The following is a 22,422-nucleotide window of genomic DNA, read 5'->3' as shown; positions in this document are numbered from 1 at the left end:
CGTTATTCCTCAATCTCATTCAGGTTGCGCCCCGCCAGCGCGGCTTTCACCGTCGAGTCCAGGCGGCGGGCAGCAAAGGCGTCGGTCACTTGCGACAGACGCTTGGTCTGCTGCTCGATGGCGTAACCATCGGTACCTTTCATCAATTCGGTCAGTTCCTGCATCTGCAACTCGATGACCATGCGTTCTTCGGCGTCGAGCAGACGGTCGCCGTCGGCATCGAGGGCACCCTGCACGGCTTCGATCAGACGCTGGGCATCGACCTGATGCTCACGCAGCACGCGGGCGACTTTATCGTCGTTGGCATGCTGGAACGAATCCTTGAGCATCTTGGCGATTTCGCCGTCGGTCAGGCCATAGGACGGCTTGACCTGGATGCTGGCTTCAACGCCCGAACCCAGTTCGCGGGCCGAAACACTGAGCAGACCATCGGCATCGACCTGGAAGGTCACGCGAATTTTCGCCGCACCAGCCACCATCGCCGGAATGCCGCGCAATTCGAAACGTGCCAGGGAGCGGCAGTCGCTGATCAGTTCGCGCTCGCCCTGCAGGACGTGAATCGCCATGGCCGATTGGCCATCTTTGTACGTGGTGAAGTCCTGGGCGCGGGCGACGGGGATGGTGGTGTTGCGTGGAATCACCTTCTCCATCAGGCCGCCCATGGTTTCCAGCCCCAGGGACAACGGAATGACGTCGAGCAGCAGCAGTTCGCCGCCGTCGCGCTTGTTGCCCGCCAATGTATCGGCCTGGATCGCAGCACCAATGGCCACCACTTGATCCGGATCGATTTCGGTCAAAGGCTGACGACCAAAGGCTTCGGCAACTGCTTCGCGAACACGCGGCACGCGGGTCGAACCGCCGACCATGACCACCGCATGCACTTCTTCCAGCTCGACGCCGGAATCACGCACAGCACGACGGCAGGCCTTGAGGCTGCGAGCAACCATCGGCTCGATCAGTGCATTGAAGGCTTCGCGGGTCAGTTCGGCTTTCCAGTCGCCATAAGCGACTTCAACGGACGCGGCGTTGGTCAGTGCTTCCTTGGCCGCACAAGCAGCTTGCAACAGATGACGCTGCGCGCCCGGATCGAGGTCGGCGGACAAACCGGCGCTCTCGATGATCCAGCCAGCGATCGCGTGATCGAAATCGTCGCCGCCCAGGGCACTGTCGCCACCGGTGGCCAGCACTTCAAACACACCGCCAGTCAGGCGCAGAATCGAAATATCGAACGTACCGCCGCCCAGGTCATAAATGGCGACCAGGCCTTCGGCGTGTTGATCCAGACCGTAAGCCACGGCGGCAGCAGTCGGCTCATTGAGCAAGCGCAGCACGTTCAGACCGGCCAGTTTGGCCGCGTCCTTGGTGGCTTGACGCTGAGAGTCGTCGAAATAGGCCGGAACGGTGATTACCGCGCCCACCAACTCGCCACCCAACGTCGCTTCGGCGCGCTGACGCAGCACTCTAAGGATATCGGCGGAGACTTCGACCGGGCTTTTCGGCCCCTGAATCGTGTCGATGAACGGCATGTGCGATTCGCCGCCGACAAAGCGGTACGGCAGTTGATCGCCCAATTGCTTGACGTCGGACAGACCACGACCCATCAAGCGCTTGACCGACAGCACGGTGTTCAAGGGATCGGTAGCGGCAGCCAGCTTGGCCGACTCGCCCACTTCGACGTGGTCGGCGTGGTAGCGCACGGCGGACGGCAGGATGACCTGCCCGTCAGCGTCGGCCAGGGGCTCGGAAAGACCACTGCGCAACGCAGCGACCAGCGAATTGGTAGTGCCCAAGTCGATCCCCACAGCCAGACGACGCTGGTGCGGTTGAGGACTTTGGCCGGGTTCGGCGATCTGCAGTAGGGCCATCGTGATCAGGACTTATCTGTATATCAGGCGTGCGACCGGAGCGGCACTGGGTTAATCGTCGAGGCGCTCTTCTAACTGGCGCACTTCGTAGGTGAGCTTGTCGAGGAACTGCATGCGCCGCATCAGGCGTTCGGCCTGCTCACGTTGCGCTGCATCATTCCAACAGGCTGCGAAGCTTTGGTTCAGTTCATCCTGCGCCGTTTTCAGGCGACGCTTGAACGCTGCAATACCGGCCATGTCGGCGCTGTCTTGCAGGTCTTCGAGCTCTTCACGCAACTCCATCTGCTGCAGAAGAAACTCCGGATCATGCACCGTGACCTCCAGCGGCAGCTCGCGACCGCCCATGGCGAGCAAGTAACGCGCGCGCTTGGGGGGACTTTTGAGCGTCTGGTAGGCCTCGTTGAGGCTCGCGGATTGCTCTAGCGCCAGCCGCTGCTCGCGCTCGGAAGCATCTGCAAAACGGTCCGGATGAACGCTGCGCGCCAACTCACGGTAGCGCGTAGCCAGCTGGTCGAGATCCAGATTGAAGCTCGGTTGCAGCTCAAATAAAGCGAAATGACAAAGAGTACCCACGAGCAGCCTCAGATGTTGAAGCTTTCGCCGCAGCCACATTCACCGCGCACGTTGGGGTTGTTGAACTTGAAGCCTTCGTTCAACCCTTCCTTGACGAAATCGAGCTCGGTGCCGTCCAGGTACGCCAGGCTTTTAGGATCGATGATCACTTTCTCGCCGTGACTTTCGAACACCTGATCCTCTGCAACCACCTCGTCGACAAACTCCAGCACGTAGGCAAGGCCGGAACAGCCTGTGGTACGAACACCCAGACGAATCCCCTCACCTTTGCCGCGCCCGTTGAGGGAGCGTCGCACGTGTTGAGCAGCCGCTTCTGTCATGCTGATAGCCATCGGTGACTCCTTACTCGTCGCCAAATCTTGAAAGTCAGATCAAGCCTTTCTTCTGCTTGTAATCGCGAACGGCCGCTTTGATAGCGTCTTCTGCGAGTACGGAGCAGTGAATTTTTACCGGCGGCAGTGCCAGTTCTTCGGCCAGCTGAGTGTTCTTGATGGTCTCTGCTTCATCCAGAGTCTTGCCTTTCATCCACTCGGTCGCCAGGGAGCTGGAAGCGATAGCCGAACCGCAACCGTAGGTCTTGAACTTGGCGTCTTCGATGATGCCTTGTTCGTTGACCTTGATTTGCAGACGCATTACGTCGCCGCAAGCTGGCGCGCCGACCATGCCGGTGCCGACATCCGGGTCTTCCGCGTCCATCTTGCCGACGTTACGCGGGTTTTCGTAGTGGTCGATGACCTTTTCGCTGTAAGCCATGATTCTTAATCCTCACTCATCAGAGAGTCGCTCTTGAGCCCTGCACCCGAAGGTTCACAGGGCCGGTTGGCGGCGACTTGAAATCAGTGTGCCGCCCACTCGATTTTCGAGATGTCGACACCGTCTTTGTACATGTCCCACAGCGGCGACAAGGTGCGCAGCTTGGTAACGGCCTCGCAGACTTTCTTCGCGGCGTAGTCGATTTCTTCTTCGGTGGTGAAACGGCCGAAGGTGAAGCGGATCGAGCTGTGTGCCAGTTCGTCGTTGCGGCCCAGGGCGCGCAGTACGTACGAAGGCTCCAACGATGCCGAGGTGCAAGCCGAACCGGACGAAACCGCCAGATCCTTGAGCGCCATGATCAGCGACTCGCCTTCAACGTAGTTGAAGCTCAGGTTCAGGTTGTGCGGTACGCGAGCAGTCATGCTGCCGTTGACGTACAGCTCTTCCAGGCCTTCGACCTGCTTGAAGAAACGGTCGCTCAGCGCCTTGATGCGCACGTTCTCGGCAGCCATGTCTTCCTTGGCTACGCGGAAAGCTTCACCCATGCCGACGATCTGGTGGGTCGCCAGGGTGCCGGAACGCATGCCACGTTCGTGACCGCCGCCGTGCATGGTCGCTTCGATGCGAACACGCGGCTTGCGGCTGACGTACAGCGCGCCGATGCCTTTAGGGCCGTAGGTTTTGTGAGCCGAGAACGACATCAGGTCAACTTTCAGCTTCGACAGGTCGATTTCGACCTTGCCGGTGGACTGAGCAGCGTCGACGTGGAACAGGATGCCCTTGGAACGGGTCAGTTCGCCGATGGCTTCGATGTCGTTGATGGTGCCGATTTCGTTGTTCACGTGCATGACGGAGACCAGGATGGTGTCGTCGCGCAGCGCGGCTTCAATCATTTCAGGGGTGACCAGACCATCGGTGCGAGGCTCGATGTAGGTCACTTCGAAGCCTTCACGCTCCAGTTGGCGCATGGTGTCGAGGACAGCCTTGTGCTCAATCTTGGTGGTGATCAGGTGCTTGCCCTTGGTGGCATAGAAATGCGCCGCACCCTTGATAGCCAGGTTGTCGGACTCGGTGGCACCGGAGGTCCAGACGATTTCACGCGGATCGGCGTTGACCAGGTCAGCGACCTGACGACGAGCGTTTTCGACGGACTCTTCAGCTTTCCAGCCGAACACGTGGGAACGGGACGCCGGGTTACCGAAGTTTCCGTCGACCAGCAGGCATTCACTCATCTTTTGCGCGACACGCGGATCAACCGGGGTGGTCGCAGAGTAATCAAGGTAAATCGGCAATTTCATGGACTATCTCCTAAATCAGGCTGGCTGGCGTGCCGCTTAGCTCTTTGGCTGTCATTCGACGGCGGACGCTTCAATCTTGTCCAGGCGTGGCGCCTTGCTGTTGCAACGGCGCTGGTCCTGACGCTGGGCTACTTCTTGTACATCACGGCGAGTGACAAGGTCAGCCAAGCTGATACCGCTCAGAAATTCGTGAATCTGCAGGCTCAGATCACACCACAAGTGGTGAGTCAGACAGGTGTCGCCTTGATGGCAATCACCCTGGCCCTGGCATTTGGTCGCATCGACCGATTCGTTTACCGCATCGATCACCTGGGCGACCTGGATGCCCTGCATGTCGCGGGACAATTGGTAGCCGCCGCCCGGGCCACGAACGCTGGAAACCAGATTGCTGCGGCGCAATTTGGCGAAAAGCTGTTCGAGGTAGGACAGGGAGATGCCTTGGCGCTCGGAGATATCGGCCAGGGACACCGGCCCGTGCTGCGCGTGCAACGCCAGGTCAAGCATGGCGGTCACGGCGTATCGGCCTTTTGTAGTCAGTCGCATGGACAATTACCACGGAGTTCGGAATGGGGCGAGTATGCAATTCCCGAGTATTTAAGTCAACTATAAGACCTAGTACTTTAGTCAGGATTACCCGCAAAAGAGCGGCGGCATCATATCAGGGTCTGCAACCTAATGGCACACCGCCGAGCGCTGCGCCATTGCCTGAATGCGACCTACATTGGTCTTAACCGGCCTTTGTTTCGTCTTTGCCTTTTACGCAGGCAAAGTCTTCTTCGCGCAGCTCAGGCAGATCCTTGGCACAGTAATTACTGCCCAGATCCTTCAACGCGCCGCACATGCCTTCCAGGCGACCATCGACCGCCTGCAAGTGATCCAGCAACTGGCCAATCGCACGCGCCACCGGATCCGGCATGTCTTCGCCAACACCATAGGCATCGAAGCCGATCTTCTCGGCCATGGCCTTGCGCTTGGCGTCCTGCTCGTCATCGGACTTGACGATGATCCGCCCCGGAATCCCAACGACCGTTGCACCCGGCGGAACCGCCTTGGTCACCACCGCGTTGGAACCGACCTTGGCACCGGCGCCGACCGTGAACGGACCGAGCACCTTGGCACCCGCCCCCACCACAACACCATCTTCGAGGGTCGGGTGACGCTTGCCCTTGTTCCAGCTGGTGCCGCCCAGAGTCACGCCCTGGTAGAGGGTGACGTCGTTGCCGATCTCGGCGGTTTCACCAATGACGATGCCCATGCCATGGTCAATAAAGAAGCGACGGCCGACCTTGGCGCCCGGATGGATCTCGATCCCGGTCAACCAGCGACCGAAGTTCGACACCAGTCGCGCCAGCCATTTCCAGCCCATGCCCCACAGGGCCGACGACAGACGATGGATCCAGATGGCGTGCATGCCGGGGTAGCAGGTCAGGACTTCAAAGGCGTTGCGCGCTGCCGGGTCACGATGGAACACACTCTGGATATCTTCACGCAAACGCTCGAACATTTTTAATCCTTCCGCTTTAGAAGCTCGCCACGGGCCGCTTTCTGGGTTTCCGTGAGGATGCCACGCAATATATTCATTTCCGCCCGGCTGACCGAGCTACGTCCGTACAACCGGCGCAGGCGCGCCATCAAGTGCCGAGGTTTTTCCGGGTCAAGGAATTCGATGGCCACCAGGGTTTGCTCCAGGTGTTCATAGAATCGCTCCAGCTCATCCATGGTCGCCAGCTCAGCGCTTTTGACGGATGCCACTTCTTCCTTCTCGACCTTGCTCGGCTGCCCTTGGGCTGCGAGCCAGGACATGCGCACTTCATAACTCAACACCTGCACCGCTGCCCCAAGGTTCAGCGAACTGAACTCAGGGTCTGATGGGATGTGCACGTGATAATGACATCGCTGCAGCTCTTCATTGGTCAGGCCGGAATCTTCACGACCAAAGACCAACGCGATCTCGGCGCCCTGCCCGGCTTCTTCAACCACTTTCACACCGCATTCGCGGGGATCGAGCAGCGGCCATGGAATGCGACGATCACGGGCGCTGGTGCCGAGCACCAGGTTGCAGCCGACCAAGGCATCTTCCAAGGTGGCGACGACTTGCGCGTTTTCAAGGATGTCCCCGGCGCCGGATGCACGCGCATCGGCTTCGTGGTGCGGGAACAACCGTGGCTCGACCAGCACCAGCCGCGACAGGCCCATGTTCTTCATGGCACGCGCAGCCCCGCCGATATTGCCGGGGTGGCTGGTATTGACCAGGACGACACGAATGTTTTGCAGCAAGGGAGGCGCTCTCGAACACAATAATCGGGAGCAGAATCTTACAGCTCAACCTACCGTTAAGCTATGAAAGCGAACACCAACCTTCACCTGTAGAAAAGTTCTGATAGAATGCCCGGCTTTCTTTAACAACCTTAGGTGACACATCCATGCAGCCCATGCTGAATATCGCGCTGCGCGCCGCCCGCAGCGCCAGTGAATTGATCTTCCGCTCCATCGAGCGCCTGGATACCATCAAGGTCGACGAAAAAGACGCCAAGGATTACGTATCCGAGGTGGATCGCGCCGCTGAACAGAAAATCATCGACGCGCTGCGCAAGGCTTACCCGAACCACTCGATCATGGGTGAAGAAACCGGCATGCACGCTGGCACCGGGATCGAAGGCGAAGAATACCTGTGGATCATCGATCCACTGGACGGCACCACCAACTTCCTGCGCGGCATTCCTCACTTCGCTGTCAGCATCGCCTGCAAATACCGCGGTCGCCTGGAACACGCTGTTGTTCTGGACCCGGTTCGCCAGGAAGAATTCACCGCCAGCCGTGGTCGCGGCGCTCAACTGAACGGTCGTCGCCTGCGCGTTAGCGGTCGTACCAGCCTTGACGGCGCCCTGCTGGGTACCGGCTTCCCGTTCCGTGATGACCAAATGGACAACCTCGACAACTACCTGGGCATGTTCCGCGCCCTGGTTGGCCAGACTGCCGGCATCCGCCGCGCCGGTTCGGCGAGCCTGGACTTGGCCTATGTCGCTGCCGGTCGTTTCGATGCGTTCTGGGAGTCGGGTCTGTCCGAGTGGGACATGGCTGCAGGCGCCCTGCTGATCCAGGAAGCCGGCGGCTTGGTGAGCGACTTCACCGGCGGCCACGATTTCCTTGAAAAAGGCCACATCGTTGCCGGCAACACCAAGTGCTTCAAAGCAGTACTGACAGCCATCCAACCGCACCTCCCGGCCTCGCTGAAACGCTAAGCGACCGCGCACAAAAAAGCACCCTTCGGGGTGCTTTTTTTATGCCTGCAATTTCACCCCAGGCACACCACAGAACCCTGTGGGAGCGGGCTTGCCCGCGATGGCGTCATCACCGGATTAATGTCGACTGACACCTCGCTATCGCGGGCAAGCCCGCTCCCACACCGGATCGGTGGCGATGCATAAATGGCGGGCACAAAAAAAGCACCCCGCAGGGTGCTTCTTTTTGACGCTTAAACCTGAATATTTAGCGATTCTGTTCGTTGTTCTGCGACAGGACCAGCTTGCCTTCCTTGTCGACCGGAATCTGGTTGCCCGGATCACGATCCATCCGCACTTTGCCTTCCTTGCCATCGAGCGAGTAACGAACGTCGTATCCGACGACCTTGTCACTGATGTCATTCACGGTGTTACAGCGAGTTTGGGTCGTGGTGTAGGTGTCGCGATTCTGCATACCTTCCTGCACCTTGTTGCCCGCGTAACCACCGCCGACCGCGCCGGCAACCGTGGCAATTTTCTTGCCCGTACCGCCGCCAATCTGGTTACCCAACAAACCACCTGCCACCGCACCAATGGCGGTACCCAGGATCTGGTGTTGGTCTTTCACCGGCGCTTGCCGGGTTACTGCTACATCCTTGCACACTTCACGTGGCGTTTTGATCTGTGTCTTGACCGGTTCAACGGCTAGAACTTGCGCATACTCAGGGCCGCTTTTAACCAGGCTGTAGGTGGCAACAGCACCCCCGGCAGTCACACCGACAGCACCCAATACCGCACCAACCAGCAACGACTTGTTCACATGAACCTCCTGACCATCACCCGCGGAACATGTCCGCGCTTCTCCCAGCCTTGGAGCACAAAAAAAGGCGCGAGTTCAACTCGCGCCTTTTTGGGCTGACAACCGGAAGATCGATGGCCGTTATGGACGGTCGTCGACTTCCTTCTCGGTTGCCGCAGGAGGAATCAGATCCTCGCTGTTCAGGTTCAGCCAGATCAGCACCACGTTCGCGATGTAGATCGACGAGTAAGTACCCGCCAGTACGCCGATGAACAGCGCAATGGAGAAGCCGAACAGGTTGTCGCCACCGAAGAACAACAGCGCTGCAATCGCCAGCAAGGTGGAGATCGACGTCGCCATGGTCCGCAGCAGGGTTTGCGTGGTCGAGATGTTGATGTTCTCGATCAGGTTGGCCTTGCGCAAAACACGGAAGTTCTCACGAACCCGGTCGAATACCACGATGGTGTCGTTGAGCGAGTAACCGATGATCGCCAGTACCGCCGCCAGCACCGTCAGGTCGAAGGTGATCTGGAAGAACGACAGGATACCGATAGTCACGATCACGTCGTGGATCAGGGAAACGATGGCACCGATCGCGAACTTCCACTGAAAGCGGAAAGCCAGGTAGATCAGGATACCGCCCAGCGCCATCAGCATGCCGAGGCCGCCCTGGTCGCGAAGCTCTTCACCCACCTGAGGACCGACGAACTCAACGCGCTTGACCGTCGCCGGGTTATCGCCACCGACCTTCAGCAGCGCTTCGGCTACCTGGTGACCCAGTTGCGGATCTTCACCCGGCATGCGCACCAGCAAATCGGTAGTTGCACCGAAGCTCTGCACGATTGCCTCGTGATAACCCGCCGTAACCAGCTGCTCACGCACCTTGGTGACATCGGCCGGACGCTCGTAGGTCAGCTCAATGAGCGTACCACCGGTGAAGTCCAGGCCCCAGTTCATGCCCTTATGAAAGACGCTGAAAATGGCCAGCGCAGTAAGGAACAATGTGACGCCGAACGCAAAGTTGCGAACGCCCATGAAGTTGATTGTACGTAACATGGCAGCCCCTTAAATCCACAACTTCTTGAAGTCACGACCGCCGAAGATCAGGTTGACCATCGCGCGGGTCACCATGATGGCCGTGAACATCGAGGTAAAGATCCCGAGGGACATGGTCACTGCGAAGCCTTTGACGGGACCGGTGCCCATCGCAAAGAGAATCCCGCCGACCAACAGTGTTGTCAGGTTGGCGTCGAGAATCGCGGTGAATGCCCGGCCGAAGCCTTCGTTGATTGCCCGTTGTACCGTCATGCCTGCCGCGATCTCTTCACGAATCCGCGAGAAGATCAGTACGTTGGCGTCGACCGCCATACCCATCGTCAACACGATACCGGCGATACCTGGCAGGGTCAGCGTTGCACCCAGCAGCGACATCAACGCCAGCAGCAGCACCATGTTCACCGCCAGAGCGACGGTGGCGATGATGCCGAAGAAGCGGTAGATGGCGATGATGAACAGCGAGACAAACAGCATGCCCCACAACGATGCATCGATACCTTTGGTGATGTTGTCAGCACCCAGGCTCGGGCCAATAGTGCGCTCTTCAGCGAAGTACATCGGTGCAGCCAGACCACCGGCACGCAACAGCAGCGCCAGTTCGGACGACTCACCCTGGCCGTTCAGGCCAGTGATGCGGAATTGAGCACCGAGCGGCGACTGGATGGTCGCCAGGCTGATGATCTTCTTCTCTTCTTTAAACGTTTGTACCGGTACGTCTTTCTCGACGCCGTTGACCATTTGCTTGACGTAAGTGGTCACCGGGCGCTGCTCGATGAAGATCACCGCCATGCTGCGACCCACGTTGCTGCGAGTCGCACGACTCATCAGCTCGCCACCGTGGCCATCCAGACGGATGTTCACTTCTGGCGTGCCGTGCTCGCCGAAGCCAGCCTTGGCGTCAGTGACCTGGTCACCGGTGATGATCAGGCCACGCTCGATCTGTGCAGGCGGACGCTTGCCTTCACGGAACTCGAAGGTCTCGGAAGTGGCTTTCGATGCACCCGGCTCAGCAGCCAGACGGAACTCGAGGTTGGCCGTCTTGCCGAGGATACGCTTGGCTTCTGCGGTGTCCTGCACGCCTGGCAGCTCAACCACGATGCGGTTGGCGCCCTGACGCTGGACGATCGGTTCGGCAACACCCAGCTCGTTGACGCGGTTACGTACCGTGGTCAAGTTCTGCTTGATGGAGTATTCACGGATTTCCGCCAGCTTGGCCGGGGTCATCGCCAGACGCAGCACCGGTTGGCCATTGAGGTCGGCCGGAACAATGTCGAAATCGTTGAAGTTCTTGCGGACCAGCGCACGGGCCTGTTCGCGGGAAGCTTCATCACTGAAACCCAGCTGAATGGCACCGTTGAGTTGCGGCAGGCTGCGATAACGCAGTTTCTCTTTACGCAACAGGCTCTTGACGTCGCCTTCGTAGACTTTCAGGCGTGCGTCGAGGGCTTTGTCCATGTCCACTTCGAGCAGGAAGTGCACACCACCGGACAAGTCCAGACCCAGCTTCATCGGGTGCGCGCCCAGGCTGCGCAGCCATTGCGGGGTGGTTTGCGCCAGGTTCAGTGCGACGACGTAGTCATCACCCAAAGCCTTGCGCACGACGTCTTTGGCCGGCAGCTGATCTTCAGCCTTGGTCAGACGGATCAGGCCGCCCTTGCCGTTTGCCGCCAGAGTGGCCGCCTTGACGCTGATCCCGGATTCCTTGAGCGCAGTGCTCACACGGTCCAGATCAGCCTGATTGACCAACAGCGCAGTACTTGCACCGCTGACCTGAATGGCTGGGTCATCAGGATATAGATTGGGAGCGGAATAAATCAGACCGACCGCCAGCACCGCCAGGATCAGAATGTATTTCCACAGAGGGTATTTGTTCAGCATCACGCCGCCCGTTATGACGCGGGGCGCCTTGCGCGCCCCGTCGATTGAATATGAAGTTGAAACTTAGATCGCTTTCAGCGTGCCTTTTGGCAGCGTCGCGGCAATAGCGCCCTTCTGGAACTTCATTTCGACAGTGTCGGAAACTTCCAGAACAACGAAATCGTCGGCTACTTTAGTGATCTTGCCGGCGATACCACCGGTGGTCACAACTTCGTCGCCTTTCTGCAGGCTGCTCAGCAGGTTCTTCTGCTCTTTGGCGCGCTTGGCCTGTGGACGCCAGATCATCAGATAGAAGATGACCAGGAAACCGACTAGGAAAATCCACTCAAAACCGCCACCCATTGGGCCGGCAGCTGCCGGTGCAGCAGCGTCAGCCATGGCATTAGAGATAAAAAAGCTCATTTAGCACTCCAGTTGCAAATGTTGAATCTTGGGGTCAGAAAACTCAGTCCAAAGGCGGAACAGGTAACCCGCGTTTGGCGTAGAAGGCATCGACAAAGGCGGCCAATGTACCCTGTTGAATAGCCTCGCGCAAACCAGCCATAAGCACTTGATAATGACGCAAGTTATGGATGGTATTGAGCATGCTTCCCAGCATTTCGCCGCACTTGTCCAGGTGATGCAGATAAGCACGGGAGAAGTTCTGGCAGGTATAGCAATCGCAGGTCGGATCGAGCGGCGAATCATCATGGCGATGGAACGCGTTACGGATCTTCAGCACGCCGGTATCAATGAAAAGATGCCCATTGCGGGCATTACGGGTTGGCATCACGCAATCGAACATGTCCACACCGCGGCGCACACCCTCAACCAGATCTTCCGGTTTGCCAACGCCCATAAGGTAACGAGGTTTGTCAGCCGGCATCTGACCCGGCAGGTAATCCAGCACCTTGATCATTTCGTGCTTGGGCTCGCCCACCGACAGACCGCCAATGGCCAGGCCATCAAAGCCGATGTTGTCGAGGCCTTCCAGGGAGCGCATGCGCAGATCCTGGTGCATGCCGCCCTGAACGATGCCGAACAGTGCCGCCGTGTTGTCGCCATGGGCTTCCTTGGAACGCTTGGCCCAGCGCAACGACAGCTCCATCGACACCCGCGCGACGTCTTCGTCGGCTGGGTACGGCGTGCATTCGTCGAAGATCATCACGATGTCCGAGCCCAGGTCACGCTGGACCTGCATCGACTCTTCCGGCCCCATGAACACTTTGGCGCCGTCCACAGGAGAGGCGAAGGTCACGCCCTCCTCCTTGATCTTGCGCATGGCGCCCAGGCTGAACACCTGGAAACCGCCGGAGTCGGTCAGAATCGGGCCTTTCCACTGCATGAAATCGTGCAGGTCGCCGTGCTTCTTGATCACTTCGGTGCCAGGACGCAGCCACAAGTGGAAGGTGTTGCCCAGAATGATTTCTGCGCCAGTGGCGACGATATCCCGCGGCAGCATGCCCTTGACCGTGCCGTACGTGCCCACCGGCATGAAAGCCGGGGTCTCGACGGTACCGCGAGGGAAGGTCAAACGACCGCGACGAGCCTTGCCGTCTGTGGCAAGCAACTCAAACGACATACGACTTTGGCGACTCATTCTTTGTCCTCAGGGCCACGTGGTGCGGGATTACGGGTGATAAACATCGCATCACCGTAGCTGAAAAAGCGGTATTCGTTGTCGACGGCGGCTTTATAGGCGGCCATGGTCTCGGGATAACCGGCGAACGCCGAAACCAGCATCAACAGCGTGGATTCGGGCAAATGGAAGTTGGTGACCAAGGCGTCGACCACATGAAACGGCCGGCCCGGGTAGATAAAGATGTCCGTGTCGCCACTGAACGGCTTGAGCACGCCATCGCGCGCGGCGCTTTCCAGGGAACGCACGCTGGTGGTCCCCACCGCCACCACACGACCACCGCGAGCGCGGCAAGCCGCCACGGCATCGACCACGTCCTGACCGACTTCCAGCCATTCAGTGTGCATGTGGTGATCTTCGATCTTCTCGACGCGCACCGGCTGGAACGTGCCCGCACCAACGTGCAAGGTCACAAACGCCGTCTCGACGCCCTTGGCGGCAATCGCCTCCATCAGCGGCTGATCGAAATGCAGCCCCGCCGTCGGCGCCGCCACCGCGCCCAGGCGCTCGGCGTACACCGTCTGATAACGCTCGCGGTCCGAGCCTTCATCCGGGCGGTCTATATAAGGTGGCAGCGGCATGTGCCCGACACGGTCGAGCAGCGGCAACACCTCTTCGGCGAACCCCAGCTCGAACAACGCATCGTGACGCGCCAGCATCTCGGCCTCGCCACCGCCATCGATCAGGATCTTCGAACCGGGCTTAGGCGACTTGCTGGAGCGCACATGGGCCAGCACGCGATGACTGTCGAGCACCCGCTCCACCAGAATTTCCAGCTTGCCGCCGGAAGCCTTCTGGCCAAACAGCCGCGCCGGAATCACCCGGGTATTGTTGAACACCATCAAATCGCCCGGGCGCAAATGCTCGAGCAAATCAGTGAATTGACGGTGTGCCAGGGCGCCGCTGACCCCATCAAGGGTCAACAGGCGACTGTTGCGACGCTCGGCCAAAGGGTGGCGAGCAATCAGCGAATCAGGGAGTTCGAAAGTAAAGTCAGCAACGCGCATGATGGGGTTCGTCTAGCAGGGGCCGGAAGTCTAGCCGAAATAGTGAAAATTCTCTATGTACCTGATTGACCGACGGTAATCTCATCTCTATACTTCGCCGCCATTGAGCCCTGATGGCGGAATTGGTAGACGCGGCGGATTCAAAATCCGTTTTCGAAAGGAGTGGGAGTTCGAGTCTCCCTCGGGGCACCATTTGCAGTACATAGACGACTACCAGCGTCTACTCAACACCCTAGAGCCCGCTAACTGCGGGCTTTTTGGTCTCTGGGGTTCCATCCCCGCCTCTTGCAAGCCAGCCTCTTTTTGGTACATTTTCTGTACAGATTCCAGTTCGAGAACCGGAGGTGTACAGCCATGCTCCTCACTGCCTTGCAAATCAAAGCCTCCAAGCCCGCCGACAAGCAATACACGTTGGGTGATAGTTCGGGTCTTGCCCTTCTGGTTCAGCCGAATGGGTGCAAGTACTGGCATTTCCGCTATACGTATCGTGGTCGACCTGCGCGGATGTCGCTTGGCGTCTATCCAACCATCTCCTTGCAGGAAGCTCGTGAACGGGCTGCCGAATGCCGCAAGCTGCTCAAGGACGATATCAATCCTGGAGCCAAGCGACGGGATGACAAGCAGCAGCAACGGGATGCTGGGCTTAACACCTTCCGGCGGGCTACGGAGTACTGGTATCAGTTCAAGGCTGACTCTGGTCGCAGCCCTGCGACGCTGAAAAAGATTCGCGACTACCTCGACAAGGATCTGCTGCCGGCGCTTGGTGAGAAGCAGTTGGAGGACATCACTCGGGCCGACTGCGCGAAGCTGCAGGCCAGCATCGAAAAACGTGGCGCGTTCAACGTGGCAGACAAGGCCCGGACCTGGCTCAAGCAGATTTTCAGTCAAGCGATTGCACGCGGCCTGTGCGAGCACAATCCGGCTTCCGAACTTCACGCTATCGCGTTGCCCCTTCCTCCCCCTCAACACTACCCGCATCTGCATGAAAGCGAACTACCCGAATTTCTCCAAGCGCTGAGCAAGACCACCAGCCGACTGCCATCGAGAATCGCTGCATGGATGTCGATACTCACTGCGAGCCGACCCGGCATGGTTCGCTATGCGACGTGGGATGAAATCGATTTTGAAGAAGGCATGTGGACCATTCCTGCGGAGCGCATGAAGATGCGCAGGGATTACGTTAGTCCCCTTCCCCATCAATTGGTCGCGATGCTGATCAAGTTGCATCAATGCACTGGCCGCAGCCGGTATCTGTTTCCGGGCAGTGGCGAGAAGCGGCCCGTCATCAGCGAGAACACAATCAATCTGGTGTTTGCCAAAATTGGCTACAAAGGGCGGATGGTCAGCCATGGCGTTCGCCACACCGCGAGCACGCTGCTACGGGAACATGGGTGGTTGAAGGACCACGTTGAAAGTCAGCTGGCGCACGTCGAGGGCGGCATCGCCGGTGAGTACAACCAAGCGCTGTATTTGACGCAACGGCGGATCATGATGCAGTGGTATGCCGATTACCTCAGTGCGCTGAAGGATGGAATTACCGCGTGCCTGCGGGATCAGTTTGATACGCGGGTTAATCAGTTTCTGTCGCAGAAGGCGTCGGTACTTCTTGGAGCCAACTCCGTCGGTCGCGACCTCACTGCCTTCGAAGATGAGCGTGGCGCATTCCAGCGATAACAGGTCAATGAAATCTCCGCGGTTTTGCTTTCCTCGCGGGTCCATCCAAACAGGGCTGCAAAGCCGCCATGTTTGGATGGACCTCACTTAAAAAATCTAAAAGCCCACACAATCGTCTTCTGGAAACCACGGTTTTCCTTAGAGGGCTGATGTCATTCGCAGCCGCAGAACTCTCGAAAAAACGAGCCTTGACCCCGTGTATCCACGAGCGTAGAAAAGTTCGTGCAAACGCTGTCGTTGACAGCAACCCAGGTAGCCAGAACCTTCAAGGCTACGCCACACCGTGGTGGTTCACCCAAAGTGCGATTAGCGTCCGGCGGCTCGCACAGTCACAGCGATGTGATGGATGCCTACTTCTTAGCTTTGTCTATTGCGGCAAAAACCACCCTCCCGTAGCTGCCCTGCAGCAACTTATCCGCTTGGCCATTTCCATGCGCCAACTTGCGTCCGTCTCTTTCTCCCGGAAAGAGACGGACGTTCCTCACGCTGCTGCAGCCCAACTCGTACAAGGCTTTGCGGCATTTCCCCTCGTGACAATCGGCGTGACAAACACCGAAAAGTCACCAGCAACAGCGATGCAGATGATGGTGCCGCAGCCCACGGAATGGACTGCACCTGAATGACAGTCAGGCGCGCCCCAGTCATCGCATAGCTGCCTTCACTCGACTCAGTATCTCGCGGCGTTGGTCTCGTCAGCTAGCGCAGCCTCCACCCGCCCACTTCCTCAGAAGTGCTCAGGAGGCCAGATCATGAGATGCCCACGCTCCCGGTCGTAAAGAGCCGCCAGTCCCGCGTTAGTGGACAACCCTCACAGGTCGCAGGGGCCTTGATCCCTGATAACACTCAACATTCGTGGCGGGATGACGTGGGGAAGGTTTCAAAAGTGTTGGCTTCGAGAGGAGTTCGATCATGGCACTGGTAGGTAAACGGGATGGGCGCAATTTTGGCTATGGACGGCAACTGAGTTACGCCGGGCCGAAGGCACTACGTGATCTGTTTGGCGGCGGGCACTACGGGACGGTCAAGGCGCACAGTGATCGGTGGCAGGCGTTTGTGCGGTGGTGTCGGTCGGAGGATGGGCCTGGGCTTAACGATTCGCAGCAGATTGATCGGGAGACCTTGTTGGACTACGCCGGACATCTGCGTCAGCAAGTTGAACAAGGGGCTATCCGCATCGCCACCGCGCAAAACCGGTTGTCCAGCGTGAACCGGACCATGGCGGCGCTTCGCGGTGATCAGTATGTGAAAGTGCCGAGTCCGAGCAAGGCGCTAGGGATGCGGCGCACCTGTGTTCGTCGCTCGGTGCCGCAAGGCCAGGACCGCGAACACGTGAAGCGGATCGTAGAGGTGCTTTGCGAATACCAGCAGCAGCGCCCCGCGGCCATCGCTCAGTTAGCGCGAGCCACCGGCATGCGCTTGCGCGAGGCCATTTTGGCCGGCCTTCCGCGCCTAAAACGTGAAGCCGAAAAATTCGGCAAGATCAACATCCAGGATGGCACCAAAGGTGGCCGCTCAGGTGCGTCGGCACCTCGTTGGATCATGATGAACGATCACATCCGCGATGCCCTGGCATTCGCCCATCAGGTCTCGCCCGACGGTAGCCGCAACCTGCTTGCACCGGATGAAAGCTACCTAGATTCCCAACAGGGGATCGTCCGCCTCGCACGGGACATCCTCCATAAGCACAACCTCAAAGGCTTCCACGAATTGCGAGCAGCCTATGCGTGCGAACGCTATGAGCAAATCACCCATCATCCCGCATCCATCAACCGTGCCCATTGCTATCAACTCGACCGACGCCTAGATCAGAATGCCCGACTGCAAAATCAGCTATGAACTGGGACACGGTCGAGTCGACGTGGTATCGGCTTACATCGGCGGTCGGGTATGAGTAAACCATTCGATATGGGGTGTGGACGCTGATCTGGAATTGACCCATCTGGTGAAATTTCACTAACCCTGGGTTTTGCTCCGGTAACTAATACTTATATTGGCTTTTGCGTCACCTAGCATGGGGCACCGATGCGCCGGCATGTGGGTCGATTACGCATCAGCGCCAACACATCTGGTGCGCGCCCATCGAGACACCGGTTCGCGGGAACCGCATTTTTCTGTAAGCGGCGATGGGGGATTTGACTCGCATCCAGTCATCAGCACGAGTGTCATCAGACCTATGTAACGTTTCATAACAGCTTCATTGCTATTTCTGCGCTATGACTCACTGGAGTCGGGCGATTGATAACGAAAAAAGGCGCTCCGTAGAGCGCCTTTTTCTCTTTGCTGGTTACTACAAGCTGACCGACCGCAGACCAGATCTACCTTCACCATCAATCTCAATACGTTTTAGCTTTGCTTCCTCACTGATCACCCGGAGCAGATTATGCTCAACAACCCATTAGTGAGAGAAGCACCCTGTCCCTGGATGTGGTCGGTCAGTTGGAACGACAAACGGAACGTAAGCTGTGCGATACCTCAATATGGATAGGTCACCTCCTTTACGTTCTCAGGTTTCCGCATAAGCGGCCAGTAAGCGATTCTCGACCTGTATATCCAGATCATCCTAAGCCAACCAACATGCCGATATTACAATGCGGCACTGCTCATTCACCGTGTCTCCACCTAGTAAGGCAGATACGTGTTCGGTGTTTAACCGGGAAGCGACGATTCAAACAGCTCGTTGAAGCGTTCAAAGCCTACAGATTTACGGAAGAGTGTATCCAGAGAGTCCTCTAAGTGATCTTAACCGCGATCCTTCTCGGCATCGCGTGGTTGAAAAATAATTTCCCACGGCGGTATTTTCAAGATGGCAGACCCTTGTTCCGACGAACGGTTGTTCAGCAGAGGTTTGTCATCCGCCGCAACGCCCTCGCGGATAACCTGAGCACAAAGAAGTGGACGCGTTTCCTAGCAAGGAAACTGGCTTTCAATAGATTGGGGCTGTAGTGCAACGGCCACGGCTTACGCAGGTCGTCTTGGCCCATTTCTGCCAGTGTCGAAGGTCGACCGTGGGTCGGGTCGCCTGTCTCGACACGCCGGTCCACCCAACGCAGCCTGCGTACGGTCATTCGGCGCTCATTCAGAAGGTGCCGTCACAAAATTTGCGTCAGGGGATGTGGCTAATAGGATGAGGCGGGCTTGAGTCGTTGATGAAAGTGTTCCAGGCGGTGTAAGCGACGCGATGCCTCAACGTCGCCTGCATCCATCGCTCTCCAGTCGTCTCATGAGATGACACCAACATCATCATGTCTGTTGTCGCTCCATCAAGCTCAAGGAGAAGTTGATTAGATTTGAATCGAAAGTCGTCAGTGCTCAGCATTTTGTACCGCCAAGACAGGTCTGATCCGAAATTACGAATCTTTATACCCATCTCAAGCATGGACACTCGTCACTCAAGTTCGATCCGTCACAGCGACGGTCGGTGATGATAAAATTTTACTCTTTGTCCATTAACTGAAAAATCGCCGACAACTCGGTCATCGCAATGGGCATACCCGTCTCACGTCAGACTTGGGGGTAGGACGCAACTTGGCTCACAGGGCGGAACTGGCGTTACGCCATTAATGTCACATCGAGATCATCTGGAGATCTCGATGAATCCACCTCGACACTTTGAAATCAGATACCGCTTCAACAACACTCAGCATGTTTTCGTTCAGCCCGACTCGCATATGACCGATGCCGATGCGTGGTATTACGCCTGCCTGCACGCCGGAGTGGGCCTTCTGTACGAAATGGACTGTGATCAACATAACCACGAAACCCTCCGCGAGCACGCGCAAGGCGCCGGCTTGACGCAAGTCAGGTGGAAGGGACTGCAATAGCTTTAAAGTCCAATCGACGTTTTGTTCGGATCACCCAGCCTACTCATCAGTTCTTAAGGTGACGTTGGCTACCTCCATGTACCGCACGCTATGGCTCTATTTGGAACCTCTGCACCTTGGTCACGGTCATGTAGTTCACGAGACATTGATGCCTTAACTGCCGATGAGGTTCAGAAGGTAAGTGTGTGGAGCTGACCATGAACGAAGTCATCAATGATTTGCCCGAAGCCATCCGCCAGCAGGCTCAGAAAGCTCTTGCTGAAATAGAAAGCGCTGGATCAATGATTTTGGCCATCAAGAGCGGCGCGCAGGCTTACGGGTTTGTGCAGGGATTGGTCTGTGCAGGCGGAGTCACGTCCGAGCAGGGAGATATGATTGCCGAGCTTTTTGACAAAACGACCGAAAACAGATTAAAAATTTTGACCCTCGGCTTGCCCTGAGGGGTAAAGATGGAAATAAGTAAGGGGATAAGATGGAAAAAATCATTTTCCTTATGGTGCTTGCCTCACTCACCGCGTGCACCTCAATGTCGAGATCGGCCGAAGACGCCAATCCAGTTCCGACTTCTCGCCTGTACGGCTACTCAAAAAAATCTGATGCTCAACTGGTCGTCATACTCGACTCAGGGCTGGATGGAGGCTGCATGATGCGTCTGTCGATTGATGGAAAGCTTGCGGCCGACTTTTTCAACGGTGAGATTGCCTACTTCGGCCTCACCATGGGAACACATAAAATCGTGGCTCAACCGCTCAAAAAATGCGCGAAATCTGAGCGGAGCGAAGAGGCGATCAATGTGAAAGCAGGTGATGCTTTGCTTCGACGTATCGCCGGAACAGGCATTGAGTCAAACCCCCTCCCATCCCGGTGATGGCTACTGACAGCATGTGTTATCCGATGGCTATAAAGCCCAAGGCCACAAGGGTAATAAACATCTTTTTTGCAACAGGTCGCGTTGAGTTGATCGCCGACAGCAAGGTTGGCGCCGGCCCCGAAAATGTCGATATCAACGAGAGATGCTCGCGCGTAGTGTGGTTTCGCCGGTGGGTATAGAAACAATTCCAGCCGCTGAAAATCAGCTCGCAATAAACTGTACAAAAATCTAAAATCGTACAAGTCTTGTCGAGTTTGTGATCACCATGACTCCTTCAGAACGACTCATCGCTTGGCACCATAACTGGAGTCTTTCACAGAACGTCGTCACTTGCCGATCATGCAGCGCCACGCAGTCTGAGCTAGAGAGGGGAAGCGATTTCCCTCACACCCCCAAGTGTCCGAGAGCACTTGTTCAGTTACGTCCGTGGGATGAGCTTGATACAATCCAACCTGCCAAGCCTCCTCCCCTGGGCTGATACGCCTTTCCAACATTCGACAAATAATTACCGGCTGCGGAGACGTTGTTCAACGCTGCAAAATCCCCTGAGTGGGCTTGCGCTCTTGCAAAGGGGTTGTAACTTACGTTGAGCGTGAACAGGCCTCGATGTAGGCCATGCATGCCAAGTGACTTAATCGGTGCTCTAATTCAACTCAAGTTGTTACGCTCCCGTTTTCGAGCTCGATTACGCCTCCCTACCAGGAACACCGGCATGCGCCTGTCTGACTTCATCATCAAAAACCTCGAACCGATTCTGCAAGCATGGGAAGACTTCGCAAGAACCATTGAGGTCCCCGGCGAAGCATTGGACTCCAAGGCTTTGCGCGATCACGCCGATCAGATGCTGCGTGCAATTGCGATAGACATGTGCACATACCAGTCTGCGCAGGAGCAAATCGCCAAAGCCCAGGGTAATGCGCCTATGGAGGAGTTGGAAACCGCTGCCGAAACCCATGCGGTCACGCGTTTAATGGCGGGTTTCACGCTGGATCAAATGGTCTCTGAGTATCGTGCGTTGAGGACAAGCGTCCTCAGTCAATGGCTGGGTCAGATGAAAGCAGGAACCGTTCTAGAAGTGGACGATATGATTCGCTTCAACGAAGCCATTGATCAGGCACTCGCCGAATCGATTGCCAGCTACTCACGCGCGGTTGAGGCATCACGCAACGTTTTTTTAGGGATCCTTGGCCATGATTTGCGCACGCCACTAGGGGCTATTTTGCTGGGTGCCGATGTGCTGCGGCGCTCGGTTGATCTCGGGGCACGTAAGACTAAAATTGCATTGGGGATTTATACCAGCGTCAGACGAGCCAGCCAGATCGTCGGCGACTTGCTGGATCTAACCCGCTGCCAAATGGGCCCTGGGATTCCCGTCAAAAAGGAAGATATCGACCTAACGCCACGATGCGCACGCATAGTTGAAGAGATCCGCACCTTTCATCCAAGCGCGGATATCACCTTTAAGGTGGGTGCATCGGCTCGCGGTGAATTCGATGGCGCTCGCATGGAGCAAGTATTTTCCAATCTGCTCAGCAATGCTGTGCAGCATGGGGATTTGCAGTTCCCCATTAAGGTTTCGCTGGAGGTAAAAAACGGCAGCGTCGTTTTCGTCGTCCATAACTTTGGGGAGCCGATACCGGAGGACATTCTGCCTTTCATCTTCAACCCCATGGGGCGGTTCTCTCAGCATGCTTCTCTTGACCTGGGCCCTAGTACTGGGCTGGGCTTGGGCCTTTATATTGCCTCCGAGATCGTGGCCGCTCACTTAGGGACTATCGACGTAGTCTCTGACAGAGCGCGCGGGACCACATTCCTCGTAAAAGTGCCGATAGAAAAATAGTAAAGTCAGCCGTCGGCAATCTTTCGCCGGACAGGGATGGGGTAGATCGATTGCTCTTCCGTGGGGGTTAACGGTGCGGGAGAGAAAGCATCGGTGCAAGTGCTCAAGCAATTATCCCTTAAGCGTTACGCGGACAAGGTCAAAAGCG

At 57.2% G+C, this 22,422-nt stretch carries 20 protein-coding genes, 1 tRNA gene and 1 pseudogene; 8 read left to right on the top strand and 14 right to left on the bottom strand.

Annotation, left to right across the window (positions count from 1 at the left end; genetic code table 11):
• Window positions 1–2: 2 nt before the first annotated feature.
• The 8 genes from hscA to trmJ form a co-directional block, all read right to left on the bottom strand.
• Window positions 3–1,865: a Fe-S protein assembly chaperone HscA gene (gene hscA, locus BLQ41_RS10775; RefSeq protein WP_090180471.1), complete on the bottom strand. Its 1,863-nt coding sequence runs from the start codon at window positions 1,863–1,865 to the stop codon at window positions 3–5.
• Between the two features lie 51 nt (window positions 1,866–1,916).
• Complete coding sequence (gene hscB / locus BLQ41_RS10770) at window positions 1,917–2,438, bottom strand: co-chaperone HscB (RefSeq protein ID WP_090180469.1); 522 nt, start codon at window positions 2,436–2,438, stop codon at window positions 1,917–1,919.
• Between the two features lie 8 nt (window positions 2,439–2,446).
• Window positions 2,447–2,770 carry an iron-sulfur cluster assembly protein IscA gene (gene iscA / locus BLQ41_RS10765; RefSeq protein WP_007903589.1) on the bottom strand — a complete coding sequence of 108 codons (324 nt, stop codon included), beginning with the start codon at window positions 2,768–2,770 and terminating at the stop codon, window positions 2,447–2,449.
• 34 nt (window positions 2,771–2,804) lie between these two features.
• On the bottom strand, window positions 2,805–3,191 hold the full coding sequence (iscU, locus tag BLQ41_RS10760; protein ID WP_003443374.1) for a Fe-S cluster assembly scaffold IscU: 387 nt from the start codon (window positions 3,189–3,191) through the stop codon (window positions 2,805–2,807).
• Window positions 3,192–3,274: 83 nt separating this feature from the next.
• Window positions 3,275–4,489 carry an IscS subfamily cysteine desulfurase gene (locus BLQ41_RS10755; RefSeq protein ID WP_090180466.1) on the bottom strand — a complete coding sequence of 405 codons (1,215 nt, stop codon included), beginning with the start codon at window positions 4,487–4,489 and terminating at the stop codon, window positions 3,275–3,277.
• A gap of 51 nt (window positions 4,490–4,540) precedes the next feature.
• Complete coding sequence (gene iscR / locus BLQ41_RS10750) at window positions 4,541–5,032, bottom strand: Fe-S cluster assembly transcriptional regulator IscR (RefSeq protein WP_090180465.1); 492 nt, start codon at window positions 5,030–5,032, stop codon at window positions 4,541–4,543.
• A gap of 184 nt (window positions 5,033–5,216) precedes the next feature.
• Complete coding sequence (gene cysE / locus BLQ41_RS10745) at window positions 5,217–5,993, bottom strand: serine O-acetyltransferase (RefSeq protein WP_090180462.1); 777 nt, start codon at window positions 5,991–5,993, stop codon at window positions 5,217–5,219.
• A 2-nt stretch (window positions 5,994–5,995) separates the two neighbouring features.
• Window positions 5,996–6,766: a tRNA (cytosine(32)/uridine(32)-2'-O)-methyltransferase TrmJ gene (gene trmJ, locus BLQ41_RS10740; RefSeq protein WP_008147731.1), complete on the bottom strand. Its 771-nt coding sequence runs from the start codon at window positions 6,764–6,766 to the stop codon at window positions 5,996–5,998.
• Window positions 6,767–6,912: 146 nt separating this feature from the next.
• On the opposite strand from trmJ, the gene suhB reads away from it, so the two are divergent.
• On the top strand, window positions 6,913–7,731 hold the full coding sequence (gene suhB, locus BLQ41_RS10735) for a type III secretion system regulator SuhB (RefSeq protein ID WP_008014726.1): 819 nt from the start codon (window positions 6,913–6,915) through the stop codon (window positions 7,729–7,731).
• Between the two features lie 247 nt (window positions 7,732–7,978).
• Here the strand turns inward: suhB and BLQ41_RS10730 are convergent, their stop codons facing one another.
• The 6 genes from BLQ41_RS10730 to queA all read right to left on the bottom strand — a co-directional run bounded on the left by BLQ41_RS10730 (window position 7,979) and on the right by queA (window position 14,068).
• On the bottom strand, window positions 7,979–8,530 hold the full coding sequence (locus tag BLQ41_RS10730; protein ID WP_090180458.1) for a glycine zipper 2TM domain-containing protein: 552 nt from the start codon (window positions 8,528–8,530) through the stop codon (window positions 7,979–7,981).
• Between the two features lie 120 nt (window positions 8,531–8,650).
• Window positions 8,651–9,565: a protein translocase subunit SecF gene (secF, locus tag BLQ41_RS10725; RefSeq protein ID WP_090180455.1), complete on the bottom strand. Its 915-nt coding sequence runs from the start codon at window positions 9,563–9,565 to the stop codon at window positions 8,651–8,653.
• A gap of 9 nt (window positions 9,566–9,574) precedes the next feature.
• The gene (gene secD / locus BLQ41_RS10720; protein ID WP_090180453.1) at window positions 9,575–11,443 is read right to left on the bottom strand and encodes a protein translocase subunit SecD; all 1,869 of its coding nucleotides are present in this window, start codon (window positions 11,441–11,443) and stop codon (window positions 9,575–9,577) included.
• A gap of 63 nt (window positions 11,444–11,506) precedes the next feature.
• The gene (gene yajC, locus BLQ41_RS10715; protein WP_007916913.1) at window positions 11,507–11,845 is read right to left on the bottom strand and encodes a preprotein translocase subunit YajC; all 339 of its coding nucleotides are present in this window, start codon (window positions 11,843–11,845) and stop codon (window positions 11,507–11,509) included.
• A gap of 43 nt (window positions 11,846–11,888) precedes the next feature.
• Entirely contained in the window at window positions 11,889–13,004 is a 1,116-nt protein-coding gene (tgt, locus tag BLQ41_RS10710) for a tRNA guanosine(34) transglycosylase Tgt (RefSeq protein ID WP_167360532.1), read from the bottom strand.
• A gap of 14 nt (window positions 13,005–13,018) precedes the next feature.
• Entirely contained in the window at window positions 13,019–14,068 is a 1,050-nt protein-coding gene (gene queA, locus BLQ41_RS10705) for a tRNA preQ1(34) S-adenosylmethionine ribosyltransferase-isomerase QueA (protein WP_090180447.1), read from the bottom strand.
• A gap of 107 nt (window positions 14,069–14,175) precedes the next feature.
• On the opposite strand from queA, the gene BLQ41_RS10700 reads away from it, so the two are divergent.
• The 7 genes and pseudogenes from BLQ41_RS10700 to BLQ41_RS10645 all read left to right on the top strand — a co-directional run bounded on the left by BLQ41_RS10700 (window position 14,176) and on the right by BLQ41_RS10645 (window position 22,274).
• Window positions 14,176–14,260, top strand: a tRNA-Leu gene (locus BLQ41_RS10700).
• Between the two features lie 162 nt (window positions 14,261–14,422).
• Complete coding sequence (locus BLQ41_RS10695; RefSeq protein WP_090180444.1) at window positions 14,423–15,742, top strand: tyrosine-type recombinase/integrase; 1,320 nt, start codon at window positions 14,423–14,425, stop codon at window positions 15,740–15,742.
• A 909-nt stretch (window positions 15,743–16,651) separates the two neighbouring features.
• Window positions 16,652–17,633: pseudogene (locus tag BLQ41_RS10685) on the top strand (integrase domain-containing protein).
• A 1,669-nt stretch (window positions 17,634–19,302) separates the two neighbouring features.
• Entirely contained in the window at window positions 19,303–19,563 is a 261-nt protein-coding gene (locus tag BLQ41_RS31200) for a DUF6555 family protein (protein WP_090180437.1), read from the top strand.
• Between the two features lie 197 nt (window positions 19,564–19,760).
• Window positions 19,761–20,003, top strand: a complete 243-nt coding sequence (locus BLQ41_RS10660) for a hypothetical protein (RefSeq protein WP_090180435.1) — start codon at window positions 19,761–19,763, stop codon at window positions 20,001–20,003.
• Between the two features lie 32 nt (window positions 20,004–20,035).
• Entirely contained in the window at window positions 20,036–20,431 is a 396-nt protein-coding gene (locus tag BLQ41_RS10655) for a hypothetical protein (protein ID WP_090180433.1), read from the top strand.
• Window positions 20,432–21,146: 715 nt separating this feature from the next.
• Window positions 21,147–22,274, top strand: a complete 1,128-nt coding sequence (locus tag BLQ41_RS10645) for a sensor histidine kinase (RefSeq protein WP_090180427.1) — start codon at window positions 21,147–21,149, stop codon at window positions 22,272–22,274.
• The last annotated feature ends 148 nt before the right edge of the window (window positions 22,275–22,422 follow it).

This window comes from Pseudomonas arsenicoxydans (assembly GCF_900103875.1).
GTDB lineage: Bacteria > Pseudomonadota > Gammaproteobacteria > Pseudomonadales > Pseudomonadaceae > Aquipseudomonas > Aquipseudomonas arsenicoxydans.
This window is presented reverse-complemented; position numbering and strand designations above follow the sequence as displayed.

Excerpts from the sequence above, each read along its gene's own strand:
- iscR (WP_090180465.1), bottom strand. The coding sequence starts at position 5,032 with ATGCGACTGACTACAAAAGGCCGATACGCCGTGACCGCCATGCTTGAC.
- yajC (WP_007916913.1), bottom strand. The coding sequence starts at position 11,845 with ATGAGCTTTTTTATCTCTAATGCCATGGCTGACGCTGCTGCACCGGCA.
- iscU (WP_003443374.1), bottom strand. The coding sequence starts at position 3,191 with ATGGCTTACAGCGAAAAGGTCATCGACCACTACGAAAACCCGCGTAAC.
- iscA (WP_007903589.1), bottom strand. The coding sequence starts at position 2,770 with ATGGCTATCAGCATGACAGAAGCGGCTGCTCAACACGTGCGACGCTCC.
- hscA (WP_090180471.1), bottom strand. The coding sequence starts at position 1,865 with ATGGCCCTACTGCAGATCGCCGAACCCGGCCAAAGTCCTCAACCGCAC.
- secD (WP_090180453.1), bottom strand. The coding sequence starts at position 11,443 with ATGCTGAACAAATACCCTCTGTGGAAATACATTCTGATCCTGGCGGTG.
- BLQ41_RS31200 (WP_090180437.1), top strand. The coding sequence starts at position 19,303 with ATGTCACATCGAGATCATCTGGAGATCTCGATGAATCCACCTCGACAC.
- secF (WP_090180455.1), bottom strand. The coding sequence starts at position 9,565 with ATGTTACGTACAATCAACTTCATGGGCGTTCGCAACTTTGCGTTCGGC.
- BLQ41_RS10655 (WP_090180433.1), top strand. The coding sequence starts at position 20,036 with ATGGAAAAAATCATTTTCCTTATGGTGCTTGCCTCACTCACCGCGTGC.
- cysE (WP_090180462.1), bottom strand. The coding sequence starts at position 5,993 with ATGTTCGAGCGTTTGCGTGAAGATATCCAGAGTGTGTTCCATCGTGAC.
- BLQ41_RS10645 (WP_090180427.1), top strand. The coding sequence starts at position 21,147 with ATGCGCCTGTCTGACTTCATCATCAAAAACCTCGAACCGATTCTGCAA.
- tgt (WP_167360532.1), bottom strand. The coding sequence starts at position 13,004 with ATGTCGTTTGAGTTGCTTGCCACAGACGGCAAGGCTCGTCGCGGTCGT.
- BLQ41_RS10695 (WP_090180444.1), top strand. The coding sequence starts at position 14,423 with ATGCTCCTCACTGCCTTGCAAATCAAAGCCTCCAAGCCCGCCGACAAG.
- BLQ41_RS10755 (WP_090180466.1), bottom strand. The coding sequence starts at position 4,489 with ATGAAATTGCCGATTTACCTTGATTACTCTGCGACCACCCCGGTTGAT.
- suhB (WP_008014726.1), top strand. The coding sequence starts at position 6,913 with ATGCAGCCCATGCTGAATATCGCGCTGCGCGCCGCCCGCAGCGCCAGT.
- queA (WP_090180447.1), bottom strand. The coding sequence starts at position 14,068 with ATGCGCGTTGCTGACTTTACTTTCGAACTCCCTGATTCGCTGATTGCT.
- BLQ41_RS10660 (WP_090180435.1), top strand. The coding sequence starts at position 19,761 with ATGAACGAAGTCATCAATGATTTGCCCGAAGCCATCCGCCAGCAGGCT.